This window comes from Cupriavidus sp. JZ107 (genome assembly GCF_053903255.1).
This window is the reverse complement of sequence record NZ_CP096480.1, coordinates 810,491-823,599: the sequence shown is the minus strand read 5'-3', so window position 1 is coordinate 823,599 and position 13,109 is coordinate 810,491. Positions and strand designations below refer to the sequence as shown.

The window sequence follows — 13,109 nt, the reverse complement described above, 5'->3', positions numbered from 1 at the left end:
GGGACGTTCGGGCTCGGGCGGCTGCCCCGGCGTGGTCGCCCACGGATCGGGCGGCTCGTCGCCGTCGACATGATCGCTGCCGCGCAGTGCCCGCGAACGCAGCGCCAGCACCATGATGAAGGCCGTCATCGCAAAGCCGATCACGATCGCGGTCAGCACCAGGGCCTGCGGCAACGGGTCCGCATACTGCGCGCCGGGCGCGATGATCGGCGGCTTGCCGGTGGTCAGCCGGCCCATGCCCAGCAGGAACAGCGTGACCGCATAGGTCATCAGCGTCAGGCCGAGCACCACCGAGAAGGTGCGCGCGCGCAGCACCAGATAGATGCCGCAGGCGGCAAGCACCCCGATGGCGGCAGCAAACACGGCTTCCATCAGGCGGTCTCCGCGATCTGGCGCGCGGCGGCCACCCGCTTGTCGCGCACGCCCAGGTGGGACACGATCAGCAGCACGGTGCCGACCACGGTCAGATAGACGCCGAGGTCGAACAGCAGCGCAGTCGCCAGTTCGATGTCCCCGATCCAGGGCAGGTGGAAGTGGCCGAACGCGGTGGTCAGATACGGATAGCCGAACGCCCAGCTGCCCAGGCCCACCAGCCCGGCCAGCAGGATGCCGGCGCCGGCGATCGCGCGATGATGCAGCGTGATGCGCGACTCGGTCCACAGCACGCCGCTGGCGATGTATTGCAGCAGCAGCGCCACCGCGGTGATCAGTGCGGCGACGAAGCCGCCGCCGGGCAGCTGATGCCCGCGCAGCAGCATGAAGACCGCCACCAGCATCGTCAGCGGCAGCATCAGCCGCGCCAGGATCGCGAGCAGCAGCGGATGGCTCTGGCGCGACCAGGGCATGTCGTTGGGACCGGCGGTCGGGGCCGGCAGCCTCAGGCCCTTGAGCAGCGCATGGACGCCGAGGCCGGCGATCAGCAGCACGCAGATCTCGCCCAGCGTATCGAAGCCGCGGAAGTCGACCAGGATCACGTTGACGACGTTGTGCCCGCCGCCGCCCGGCACGCTCTGCGCGATGAAAAAGTCGGCGATGGTCTGGTGCGGGCGCGTCATCACCGCGAACGCGGCCACGCCGACGGTGCCGCCGCCGGCCAGCGCCAGCGCGGCATCGCGCAGATGCCGCGCGGTGCCGGCGCGCTCGGGCAGGTCGACCGGCAGGAAGTACAGCGCGAGCACCAGCAGAATGATGGTCACCACTTCGACCGAGATCTGCGTCAGGGCCAGGTCGGGCGCCGAGAAGCGCGTAAAGGCCAGCGCCACCATCAGTCCGCACAGGCTCGCCATCAGCAGCGCCACCACGCGCTGTCGGCGGGCCATCACCACTGCGATGGCGGCGATCGCCAGCAGGGCCAGGCCGGCCGCCGTGACCGGATCGACGGCCGATAGCGGAGCCGGCCCCTGGGCGCGCTCGAGGTCGAACAGATAGCGCGCCGGCAGCAGCACCATGGCCGCGATCGCGAAGGCCAGGTAGCGCTGCAGCGAGCCGTTCTCGAACAGCAGCGCAATACGCCCGGCGGCGCGCTCGATCCGTTCGATCGCATCCTCGAAGCGGTCGCGCGCGTTCAGCTGCGGCAGCTTCGCGTGATAGTGGCGGAACGAATCGCGGCGCAGGAAGAACAGTGCGCCGCCCGCCGCCATCGACAAGGCGCTCATCGCCAGCGGCAGATTGAAGCCGTGCCACGGACTTAGGCTGTAGATCGGCAGCGGCGCGCCCATGGTGCCGCGCGCGGCCGCATCGAGCAGGCCGGCGACGGTGTGGTTCGGAAACAGCCCGACTACCAGGCAGGTCACCACCAGGATCTCGACCGGAATCTTCATCCAGCGCGGCGGCTCGTGCGGCGGGTAATGCGGCAGGTCGTCGGGCTCGCCGTCGAAGAAGACCCCATGGATGAAGCGCAGCGAGTACGCCACGGTCAGCGCGCCGGCGGCGGTCGCCAGCGCCGGAATGGTCCAGTTGAACGGACCGAGCAGGCCCTGCGCCAGCGTCTCGCCGAAGAACATCTCCTTGGAGAGGAAGCCGTTGAGCAGCGGCACGCCGGCCATCGCCAGCGACGCGACGATCGCCAGCAGCGCGGTGTGCGGCATGTAGCGGCGCAGCCCGCGCAGGCGGCCCAGGTCGCGCGTGCCGGTCTCGTGGTCGATGATGCCGGCGGCCATGAACAGCGAGGCCTTGAACACCGCGTGGTTCATGATGTGGAACAGCGCGGCGACCGTGCTCAGGCCGGTATCGAGTCCGAACAGCAGCGTGATCAGGCCCAGGTGGCTGATCGTGGAATACGCCAGCAGCCCCTTCAGGTCCCGCTGCAGCAGCGCCATGCCGGCGCCCACCACCAGCGTGGCGAGGCCGGTCAGACTCAGCATGTAGAACCACCAGTCGGTACCCTCGAGCACCGGATACAGCCGCGCCAGCAGGAACACGCCGGCCTTGACCATGGTGGCCGAATGCAGATACGCCGAGACCGGCGTCGGTGCCGCCATCGCATGCGGCAGCCAGAAGTGGAACGGAAACTGCGCCGACTTGGTGAAGACCGCGAGGAGCACCAGCACGATCATCGGCGGATACAGCGGGTGTTTCTGCGCGGTACCGGCGCTGGCGATCACGTCCGACAGCTCCATGCTCCCGCAGATATGGCCGAGCAGCAGCACCCCGGCCAGCAGCGCGAGGCCGCCGCCGCCGGTGACCGTCAGCGCCATGCGCGCCCCCTTGCGCGCATCCGAGCGATACGACCAGAAGCCGATCAGCAGGAAGGAAACGATGCTGGTCAATTCCCAGAACACGACCAGCAGCAGCAGATTGCTCGACAGCACCACGCCGAGCATCGCGGCCATGAACAGCAGCAGCAGGGAGAAGAAGCGCGCGGTCGATTGGCTGCGCGACAGGTAATAGCGCGCATACAGCAGCACCAGCAGGCCGATGCCGAGCACCAGCAGCGAGAAGGCGTAGGACAGGCCGTCCAGGCGCAGGCTCAGCGCGAAGCCCAGGCCGTCGAGCCACGGCATGCGCCAGGCCAGCACCTCGCCGCTGAAGATCTCGCTTCGCACGCTGGCCAGCAGAGCGAGTCCGAGCATCGGCGTGCCGAGCACCAGCGGTGCGGTCAGCGGGCGCAGATGGCGGCCGACCAGCGGGGTCAGCATTGCCGCGCCCAGCGGCAGGGCGATCAGCCACAGCATCACCATCTGTCGTCTCCGGCAGAGCGTGCGGGAAGGCGAAGGGAAGGCGGCGGGCCCAGCCGCGCCGAGCATCGTGTGCGCAACATGAGGCTATTGTGCCCCATGACACCGGCATCGCGGCGATTGTTATGTCTGCCCTAAAAATAATTCACATCGAATGGGGACCATTGCACGCGAACCTGCATGCCGCACCGGGCGTATCACCGCATTCCAAAGAGCGCGGCCATTCGGGATAGCACGAGGTTGGATCGCCCCCCGGCGCCTACATATACTGGCATGCGGCCTGCATCGACGGCCGCACGACGCATCGTCCACGAGCATGCATACGCACCGCGCCGCTACCCCTGCCGCGCGGGACGACCGCACAACACCGAACCGGGAGCGGAGAATGGGGATGCTGACTGAAGAACAATACCAAGCCACGCAGGAATCGCGCCGCGCCGGATTGCGCGCGCTGCGCGCCGCGCTGCTGAAATCCCACAAGGAGATCATCCAGCACGACCGTAACGAATATGAACGCCTCTATGGCCCGATCCCCGCGGGCCAGTTCGTGCAGATCGTCACCGAGGACAACTATTTTCGCTGGCTCGACCCGCTGTCGCGCCTGATCGTCGAGATCGACGAGGAGCTCGACGGGCCCAAGCACCACGACGGCACCTGCCGCGCGGTGGCGGAGGCCGCGGCGCGGCTGTTCAGCACGCAGGGCGACCCCGCGTTCCGCGAGCGCTATCACGAAGCGCTGCAGGACGAGCCCGCGGTCACCGTCGCGCACGGGCAACTGATGTCGGTAATCGCACAACTTCGCAAGCTGCCGTAACGCGCGCACGACAAGACGCGGGAGCCGTGCGGCTCCCGCGTTCATTTGCAGATCCGCGATCAGCCGGTGCGCGCGCCCTTGCCGCCCTCCTTGCCGGGCCGGCCCGCGCTGCCGCTGTCGTCCTTGTCGGGTTCGACCGCGATCGGATCGCTGGCCGGGAACGTTTCCTCGAGCGCCTCGTCGAGATTGCGCTCGGTCTGATCCTCGGCCGCCCCACCCCGGCCCTGCTGGCCGGAGCGCGGAACCGCGGTGTCGGACTTGTTGGACTTGCCGGACTTGTCGGGCTGGCTCATCGTCTGTCTCCTTCGCGTGGCAAAGGCCGGAGCCGGTCAGGTCGCGCGATAGCGGTTGCGCAGGTCGCGCACCAGGTCGTGGTTGCGCAGCACGCCGTGATACTGGCGCTCGATCAGCGCGCGCACTTCGAAGCTCAGGTCGTCGTGCTGCAGGGCGTCCGCGTATTTCTTCTTGGCCACGTCCTCGCCGCGCTCGCACTCTTCCAGGATCGACAGATCGGTGCGGTTCGCGACCGCGCTGCGCAGGCTGACCCAGCCCCGGTGCAACGCGCCGGCCACGCTGCCGCCCTCTTCCGGCCGGCCGCCCAGCGCGATCACCTGCGACTGCAGTTCGCGGATGGCGGCGCCGATCTCGGTCGCGCGGCTGGTGAACAGTTCCTTCAGCTCAGGATTGGTGGCGTCCTCGGCGGCCTTCAGAAAGCCTTGCTCGCCGTCGCGCGACACTTCGATCAGATCGTTGAGCACATCGACGTTCTTGTCTGCCATGGCGACTCCTCGTTATCGTGGTGCCGCCGCATGCCGCGGCGGCGGTTGCAGGACGTATGCAGCGAGGCTGCAAAACGGCGCGCACCGCTTGCGGTGCGTCCATGCCTTCACGATAAGAGAAGCGGCGGGCCGGGACTGTAAGCAGGCCGCCCGAGAAGCTGTCGGCCGATGCCTACAGGGTTGGTGCAGCGCTTCTGCAGGGGTCTCGTCCGGCCCGTCGACCGGATCGACGGCGCACCGTCAGTCCAGCAGATGCCCGAGCCGGACGCGCTTGGTGGCCAGGTATTTTTCGTTCTCGGCGTTGGCAGGCACGCTGTGGCGTACCTGCTCGAGCACGGCGATGCCGGCCTCTTCGAGCTGCTGCCGCTTGCGCGGATTGTTGCTCATCAGCCGGATCGATTTGACGCCCCATTGGCGCAGCAGATCGGCGGCGAAGGCATAGGTGCGCGAGTCGACCGCCTGTCCCAGCGCCAGATTGGCGTCGACGGTGTCCAGCCCGCCATCCTGCAGGCTGTACGCGCGGATCTTGTGGCCCAGGCCGATGCCGCGGCCTTCGTGGCCGCGCAGATACAGCAGGATGCCGCGGCCCTCGGCGGCGATGCGCTCCATCGCCAGCGCCAGCTGCTCGCCGCAATCGCAGCGGCACGAACCGAATACGTCGCCGGTCAGGCATTCCGAATGCAGCCGCGTCAACACGCCCTCGCCGGCGATATCGCCGACGCTGAGCGCCAGGTGTTCCGTCCCGCTGGTCGCGCCCTTGAAGGCGTGAGCGGTGAACTCGCCGAAGCGGGTCGGCAGCCGTGCCGAACCGATCAGCGTGATTTCCGTGTCGTTCATATCATCTTGCCAATGCGTGTGCGCCGGATGCCGTGGCAGCGGGCGGGCGTGGGTCCCGGGAGTCCGCTGCCCGCCTGGTGATGCCCTGCCGATGGCCCCTTCCAGGGCGGCGCCTGACGGCAAGGATACCGCGAATCGGAAATCGCCCGCTGGAGGCCTCCGTAACCGGACCCCGGACCCCGGACCCGGGCGCGTTCTCCACCCCTACAGGATCGGCGCGAACAGCTTGGCCACATGCATCGCCACGCGGCGCGGACCCGGCGCGGCCAGGTACTCGTCGCGGCCGATCTCGCGTGCCTGCGCAAAATCGGCCAGCAGCATTCCCTCGACCTGACCAGCGAAGGCGCGATCGGCGGTCATCACGGTCAGCTCGAAATTGAGCCGGAACGAGCGGTTGTCGAGGTTGGCGGTGCCGACCGCGGCCAGTTCGTCGTCGATCAGCATCACCTTCTGATGCAGAAAGCCAGGGATATAGCGATAGATGCGGATGCCCGCGCAGATCGCCTGATAGGCGTACAGCGTCGAGGCGGCGAACACCACCTTGTGGTCCGCGCGTCCCGGCATCAGGATGCGCACGTCGACGCCTCGCAGCACGGCGAGCCGCAGCACCGCGAACACCGCCTCGTCGGGCACGAAGTACGGCGTCGTGATCCACAGCCGCTTGCGCGCGGCCTGGATCGCCTCGACAAAGAACAGCGAGCAGGTCTCCTGCGAATCGGCCGGACCGCTCGGCACCACCTGGCACACCATCGCGCCGGCCGGTTCGGCCGGCGGAAGCAGCAGCGTCGGTACCTCGCGCGAGGCCCAGTACCAGTCCTCCGCGAAGGTCATCTGCAGGTCCAGCACCGCAGGGCCGCGCACTTCGATATGGGTATCGCGCCACGGCGCCAGCGGCGGCCTGCGGCCCATGTATTCGTTGCCGACATTGTGGCCGCCGATGAAGGCGCGCTCGCCATCGACGACCACCAGCTTGCGGTGATTGCGGAAGTTCAGCTGGAAGCGATTGACGAAGCCGCGATGCGGCGCGAACGCGCTGACCTTGACCCCGCACTCGGCCAGGCGGCGAACGTAGTGGCCGGGCAAGGCGTGGCAGCCGATGCTGTCGTACAGGAAATAGATCTCGACGCCGGCGGCCGCGCGCTCGCACAGCAGTGCCTGCAGCTCGCGCCCCAGCTCGTCGTCATGGACGATGAAGAACTGCACCAGCGCGACGCGGCGCGCGGCCTTCAACGCGGCGAAGATCGCCGCAAAGGTCTCCTGCCCATCGACCAGCAGTTGCACATGATTGCCGGACAGGCAATGCAGCCCTGTCAGCCTTGGCAGCGCGCGCAACCCAGGGTGATCGGGTTGCCGGACAATGCAGGCCTCGCGCTCTTGCGGCTCCATGCCGTGGCGCAGTTCGCGCATCTGCTGGCGATAGAAGCGCCGCGCATTGACATAGCCGACGAAATTGCTGCTGCCGAACACCAGGTACGGCACCAGCGCCAGATACGGTATCAACAGCAGCGAGCCGGCCCAGGCAATGGCGCCCGGCGCGGTCCGGACCGTCATCACGGCATGCATCGCGGCAAACACGCCGACCAGGTGGAAACACAGGACAATCGTCGCGACAACGCTGGTGCTCGGTAACATCGGCTGCCATCCGCTGCGGAATCCGGTTGAACGATGAACGATGAACAGTGAACGCTGAACTGCCGCGCATTGTGGCATAGGGGGCCCGCATCGCGGCCTTCCATGTATGCGACATGGACGCTCGTCGGTTCGATGCCGCCCTCTGCATTTTTTTTAGGCAGTCCGATGGCACGACGCGCCGGCGCACGGCTGGCGCCCTGCCCGGTCGGGTTATCCACACAATCTGTGGATAACCCGAACACCCGTTCGCTGATCGGCCGCAGGCCGGTCGCTCAATGTGGACGGCCCTCTGCCGGTTCGTCGGAGGGACCCGCCGCGGCCAGCGTCGGCGCAAGATCGACGACCGCGAAACCGGCCGGATCCTTCTTGGCGTCGCGCTTGGCGGCGGCCGCGGCGGCGGCGATATGGCTGCTGCCCAGGCGCCAGCCGTCGGTCTCGGCGCGCGCGGCGCCGTGGGCCACGCGGACCGCGCCGATGGCCATGCTGACCATCGGGAAGAACGCGCTGCGGCCATGGCGGTCCTCGCCATGGATGCCGCCTGCCGCGCGGTCGTCCGCATCGTAGAGCTCGCGCGCGGCGCGGTTGAAACGCGCGATCGCGCCGCGCGCCCGCTGGCTCCAGTCGGCGCTCTGGTACAGCACCAGGAAGTCGTCGCCGCCGACATGGCCGAGGAAGTCGCGCACCGGATCGCAGGCATCGGCGAGGATCGCGGCCGCGCCCTTGATCATCTCGTCGCCCTTCCAGTAGCCGTACTGGTCGTTGAAGGGCTTGAAGTGGTTCAGGTCGACATAACAGGCGCAGAACGCCGCGCCCGCATCGAGCAGCCGGTCGACATGCTGGTTCAGCGGAATATTGCCCGGCAGGAAGGTCAGCGGATTGGCATAGCGCGCCGCCTCCATGCGGATCTCGGTGACGGCGCGGATCAGGTCGGCGCCGGTGCCCAACCCGGCATAGCGGCCGCCGTCGGTGATGATGAAACCATCGGCCAGATAGCGCTGGTTGCCGCTGGCCAGGCTCTTGGCCATGGTCTCGATGGTGGCGCCGCGATCGAAGCAGACCGGCTCGCGATGTGCCATCAGGATGCAGGCCTTCTTGCCGTACAGCTCGCGATGAAACGGCGCGGCATAACGATCGATGAAGCTCTGCCGGTTGATGATGCCGATTGGCTTGCCGTCCGCATCGAGCACCGCCAGCGCATGCAGGCCGGGGTGGGCATGGAACAGCGCCAGCACCTCGTTGTTGGTCTGCTCCGGCCGCACCGTCGGCGCGCGCCGCAGCAGCTTGCCCGCATTCGGCCCGGTCCAGCCCGAACGGACGACCTGCGGAAACACCGCGATCTGGCGCGACTCCAGCGCCTGCACGACGTCCCGCGGCGGCGCCTGCGACGGCTCCGGCAACGGCCGGCCGAGCAGATAGCCCTGGCCGAACGGCACCCCAAGATCGCGCAGCACCGCCAGCTCCTCGCTGTCCTCGATGCCTTCGGCAATCACGCTGGTGCCCAGCGCATCGGCCAAGCTCAACACGGTGCGCATCAGTTCCAGCCGCCGCGAGCATGAGGCCACGCCGTGCACCAGCGATTTGTCGAGCTTGATGAATTGCGGCGTCAGCTGGACCAACAGGTCGAGATTGGCATGGCCGGTGCCGAAGTCGTCCAGCGCATAGCGCAGGCCGAGATCGCGCAACACCACCATCGCGTCCGCGAACGCGGCCATGTCGCCGATGCGGGTCTGCTCGGTCAGCTCGATCACCACCCGCCCCGGCGCCACCGTGTTGGCGAGCAGCGCCGACATGCCGCGGCCATGGTCGGCCAGCAGCTGGCGCAGCGTCATCGGACTGAAATTGACGAACAGCAGCCCCGGCAACTGCAGTTCGGCAAAGCGCGCCAGCGCGGCCCGGGCCGCCTGCACTTCCAGCGCCATCGTATCGGCGGGGCTGACGGCAAGCCGGAACAGCGCTTCGGGCGAGGCCAGCGGCGAGCCCTCGGGTCCGCGCAGCAGCGCCTCGTATCCCAGCAGATCGGCCGACTCGAAGCGCACGATCGGCTGGAAGACGGCGCGCAGCGGCGGCAGACGCATCGGCGCGGCCGCTGCGCCGGATTCGATCACGGCAACGGACATGGGGATCTCGACAACGGTGTGAAGGACGCCGGGATGCACGCGGCGGCGGCGTTGGTGGCCTGGCGCCCGGCATCGACGAGGTGCCCGGCAAGGCAGCCTATTTCATGACAGTCATATGACGGCCATATGACAACCCCGCCGCATGGCGGGACGTCACGGCAACGTCACATCGCCTCGCCAGCATGGCGCCCAAACAAGCAAACAACCATTGACGGGCGCCGCGTGCGGCGGGGGAAAACCATGTTGCAAGGGTTCAGAACGGGTTGGCCGCGCTGGCGGTCGAGGTTCGGCCTGCGATCGATGGCAGGCAACGGGATCGCAGCGGTGATGGACACCGCTGCCACGGCACGAACAGGGGAAACGACAACGGGAGCCGCCGCATCGTCGCCGGACGCCTCGCCGCCGTCCTCCACAGGCCGGCGGCTGCGGCGCCTGCCGCTGGCCGCGCGGCTCGGCACCGCGTTCGTGCTGGTCTACCTGTTCGGCGCGGCGGCCGCGGTCAGCGGCATCGTCAATCTGGTCGCGCTGAAGGACAAGACCGACACGCTGTATCAGCGCGACATGCGCGGCGCGGTGGCCGCCGAGCGCGCGCAATCGGCGCTCGCCGGGCTGGGCCACGCCCAGCTGGCGTTGACGATGGCCACCAGCACGGCCGAGCGCGATACCGCCGTCCAGCAGATCGCGCAGGCGCTGCGGACGCTGGACACCACGCTGTCCGGCGTCGCCCGGGCCGCGCCGGATCAGGCCGAGGCGCTGGCGCGCGAGCGGGCCAGCGCCGCGCAGTTGATGCAGGGCTATGTCGAACTGCTGCGCAAGCAGCCGCTCGACGCGCTGCAGTTCGACAGCGCGGTCTCCGTCGAGGGCCACTTCGTCGCCGAACAATTGGCCAAGCTCGGCACGCAGATCGAGCAGGCGCGCGCGCGCCTCGAGAAGCAGGCTGCCGATACGGTGGCTTCGGTCTCGTCGAGCCAGGCCCGCGCGCAATGGATCACGATGGCGATGCTGGCGGCGAGCCTGGTGGCCGCCGCGGTGCTGGCATGGCTGGCCGCCCGCGCGCTGCTGGCCGAGCTCGGCGGCGAACCGCGCGAGGCGGCCGACGCGGCGCGGCGCATCGCCGCCGGCGACCTGACCGGCGGCGAGCGTCTGCAACGGCGTGGCGCGCGCGGTCTGCTGCAGGACCTGGCCGCGATGCGCGACGCGCTGGCCGCGATGCTCGCGCGCATTCAATCGTCGGCGCGCCAGATCCACGGCGCCAGCGAGCAGATCGCCGCCGCCAATCGCGACCTGTCGGAACGCACCGGGCGTCAGCTGGCCGCGGTCGACGAGGCGGCCACCAGTATCGGGGAGCTGCGCGGGCTGGTCGAGCAGATCCACGTGCGCGCGCACGAGTCCAGCGCGATGGCCAGCCAGGCGCGCGACGCCGTCGGGACCGGCAGCGCGGTGGTGCGCAGCATGCGGGCGTCGATGGATGCGGTGCAGGCGCGCTCGCGCGACATCTCCGAGGTGGTGGGCGTGCTGCAGGGCATCGCCTTCCAGACCAATCTGCTGGCGCTGAACGCGGCGGTCGAAGCCGCGCGCGCCGGCGCCGCCGGCCGCGGTTTCGCCGTGGTCGCCAACGAAGTGCGCGCGCTGGCGCAGCGCAGCGCGCAGTCGGCCCGCGATATCGGCGGGCTGCTGGGCGAAGCCACCCGTGACATCGAGGCCGGCGCCAGCCTCAGCGGCGAGGTCGAACAGGCGATGGCGGCGATCGAGCAGGCGGTGGTGCGCAGCCATACGTTGGCGGAACGGCTCAATGGCCTGGCCGAGCGGCAGGCGGCGGGGATCGCGGTGGTCGACGGCGCGGTCGCGCGCCTTGACGGCACCAGCCGGCAGAACGCGGAACTGGTGACCACGGTGGCGCAGCAAGCCGAATCGCTGGACTGGCAGGCCGGCGAACTGGCGGCGGATGTGGGGCGCTTCCGCTTCTGAACCAGGCCACCGGGCGCCCACACCGCCAGTGAGCGGTGTGATCGCGGTAGTTCTGCAATGCAGAACTACCATTCTGCATTGCGGTTGACGACGCCATCGAACGATGTAACCATCGCGGATAGACCAAGCCGGCCGCCGCGCCGGCAACGCCATTCCGGAGACTTCGATGAGCAGCACCTTCCGCGCCGATTCTGGCGCCGCTTCGTCCACCGCTTCGTCCACCGCTTCGTCCACCGCTTCGTCCACCGCTCTCACCGCCAGCCCGCCGTTCGTGCCGCCCTGCGCCCGACTGCATCAGGCCATCGCGCCCTGGGTAGCGGACCGTCCCGATGTCGTCGCGCTGATGGATGGCGAGCGCTCGATCCGCTATGGCGAGCTGGACGGCGCGGTGCGCCAGACCGCGGCCACGCTCGCCAAGGCCGGCGTGCGGGGCGGGGACCGGGTGGTGCTGGTGACCGAGAACAGCGTCGGCTGCGCGGTACTGATCCTGGCCCTCAGCTCGCTCGATGCCTGGGCCATTCCGGTCAACGCCCGCCTGTCGGCGCGCGAGATCGACAACATCATCGAGCACGCGGGCGCCCGGCTGGCGCTGTACCTGGACAACGCCTACCCCGAAGCGCGCGAGCACGGCCTGGCGCGCGGCGCGCAGTGGGGCGAATGGCCGCATGTGGGCCGGCTGCTGATCGGCCAGCTGAACACCGAGGCGGTACCCGAACCGGTGCAGGCGGACGCGCGCGAGCAGGTTGCGGCGGTGATCTACACCACCGGCACCACGGGCGCGTCGAAAGGCGTGATGCTGACGCATTCGAACCTGATGTTCATCGGCCACAGCAACCGCGTGCAGGCGCGCGTGCAGCCCGGCGACCGCGTCTATGGCGTGCTGCCGATCTCCCACGTCTACGGCCTGTCGGTGCTGCTGGTCGGTCCGTTGTCCAACGGCGCCACGGTCTACTACGAGCCGCGCTTCCGTCCCGAGCGGCTGGCGCGCGCGCTGGTCGAGGAGAACCTGTCGGTGCTGCACGGCGTGCCGGCGATGTACGCCAAGCTGATCGAATGGGGCCGCAGCCAGCCCACGCCGCTGCGCGCGCCGGCGCTGCGCATGGCGCAATCGGGCGGCGCGCCGCTGACCGCCACGCTGAAGGCCGCCTTCGAACAGACCTTCGGCATCACGCTGCACAACGGCTATGGCATGACCGAAACGTCGCCGACCGTCAGCCAGACCCGCGTCGATGCGCCGCGCAGCGACTGTTCGGTGGGCCAGGCGGTGCCGGGCGTCGAGGTGCGGCTCGGCGATCCGCTGCCGGACGGCAGCGGCGAGCTGCTGGTGCGCGGCCCCAACGTGATGAAGGGCTACTACAAGCGCCCCGACCTGACCGCGCAGGCCATCGATGCCGACGGCTGGCTGCATACGGGCGACCTGGCCAGGATCGACGCCGACGGCGCCATTTCCATCGTCGGCCGCTCGAAGGAAATCATCATCCATTCGGGGTTCAACGTGTATCCCGAGGAAGTCGAGCAATCGATCAACGCCTACCCGGCGGTCGTGCAGTCGGCCGTGGTCGGGCGTGCGGTCGAGGGCAACGAGGAGGTGATCGCGTTCGTCGAGCTCCGCGCCGGCATGACGCTCGATCCGGCTGCCCTGAAGGCCTTCCTGCGCGAACGGCTGTCGCCGTACAAGATCCCGGCGGACATCAAGGTGGTCGCGCAATTGCCCGCCGCGCCGTCGGGCAAGATCCTGAAGGCCCGGCTGCGCGCGATGCTGGCGGCCGGCGAGTTTTGAGCCCGG

The 13,109-nt window shown here is 68.9% G+C and carries 9 protein-coding genes and 1 pseudogene; 3 read left to right on the top strand and 7 right to left on the bottom strand.

Annotated features, from left to right (window positions below; translation table 11 throughout):
* Window positions 1-51 precede the first annotated feature (51 nt).
* Both M1D55_RS03510 and M1D55_RS03505 read right to left on the bottom strand, forming a co-directional pair.
* Window positions 52-372 (bottom strand): annotated as a pseudogene (locus M1D55_RS03510) (Na+/H+ antiporter subunit C); the annotation flags it as partial.
* Entirely contained in the window at window positions 372-3,179 is a 2,808-nt protein-coding gene (locus M1D55_RS03505; RefSeq protein ID WP_456281122.1) for a monovalent cation/H+ antiporter subunit A, read from the bottom strand. The gene M1D55_RS03505 and the pseudogene M1D55_RS03510, both read right to left, overlap by 1 nt.
* Before the next feature lie 382 nt (window positions 3,180-3,561).
* Here M1D55_RS03505 and M1D55_RS03500 point away from each other — a divergent pair, with 382 nt between their 5' ends.
* Entirely contained in the window at window positions 3,562-3,990 is a 429-nt protein-coding gene (locus M1D55_RS03500) for a hypothetical protein (protein WP_043437284.1), read from the top strand.
* Window positions 3,991-4,049: 59 nt separating this feature from the next.
* Here the strand turns inward: M1D55_RS03500 and M1D55_RS03495 are convergent, their stop codons facing one another.
* The 5 genes from M1D55_RS03495 to M1D55_RS03475 all read right to left on the bottom strand — a co-directional run bounded on the left by M1D55_RS03495 (window position 4,050) and on the right by M1D55_RS03475 (window position 9,355).
* Window positions 4,050-4,283, bottom strand: coding sequence for a hypothetical protein (locus M1D55_RS03495; protein WP_064575582.1), 234 nt, complete (start codon window positions 4,281-4,283; stop codon window positions 4,050-4,052).
* A 36-nt stretch (window positions 4,284-4,319) separates the two neighbouring features.
* On the bottom strand, window positions 4,320-4,769 hold the full coding sequence (locus tag M1D55_RS03490; RefSeq protein ID WP_053823726.1) for a PA2169 family four-helix-bundle protein: 450 nt from the start codon (window positions 4,767-4,769) through the stop codon (window positions 4,320-4,322).
* Window positions 4,770-5,009: 240 nt separating this feature from the next.
* Window positions 5,010-5,606 (bottom strand): GTP cyclohydrolase II, encoded by a 597-nt coding sequence (gene ribA, locus M1D55_RS03485; RefSeq protein WP_023263528.1) that lies wholly within the window; start codon window positions 5,604-5,606, stop codon window positions 5,010-5,012.
* Window positions 5,607-5,810: 204 nt separating this feature from the next.
* Window positions 5,811-7,238, bottom strand: a complete 1,428-nt coding sequence (gene cls, locus M1D55_RS03480; protein ID WP_456281121.1) for a cardiolipin synthase — start codon at window positions 7,236-7,238, stop codon at window positions 5,811-5,813.
* Between the two features lie 272 nt (window positions 7,239-7,510).
* The gene (locus tag M1D55_RS03475; protein ID WP_232206487.1) at window positions 7,511-9,355 is read right to left on the bottom strand and encodes an EAL domain-containing protein; all 1,845 of its coding nucleotides are present in this window, start codon (window positions 9,353-9,355) and stop codon (window positions 7,511-7,513) included.
* A gap of 327 nt (window positions 9,356-9,682) precedes the next feature.
* Between M1D55_RS03475 and M1D55_RS03470 the strand changes: the two genes are divergently transcribed.
* The gene (locus M1D55_RS03470; RefSeq protein WP_456281120.1) at window positions 9,683-11,323 is read left to right on the top strand and encodes a methyl-accepting chemotaxis protein; all 1,641 of its coding nucleotides are present in this window, start codon (window positions 9,683-9,685) and stop codon (window positions 11,321-11,323) included.
* A 166-nt stretch (window positions 11,324-11,489) separates the two neighbouring features.
* Window positions 11,490-13,103: a class I adenylate-forming enzyme family protein gene (locus M1D55_RS03465; protein WP_456281119.1), complete on the top strand. Its 1,614-nt coding sequence runs from the start codon at window positions 11,490-11,492 to the stop codon at window positions 13,101-13,103.
* The last annotated feature ends 6 nt before the right edge of the window (window positions 13,104-13,109 follow it).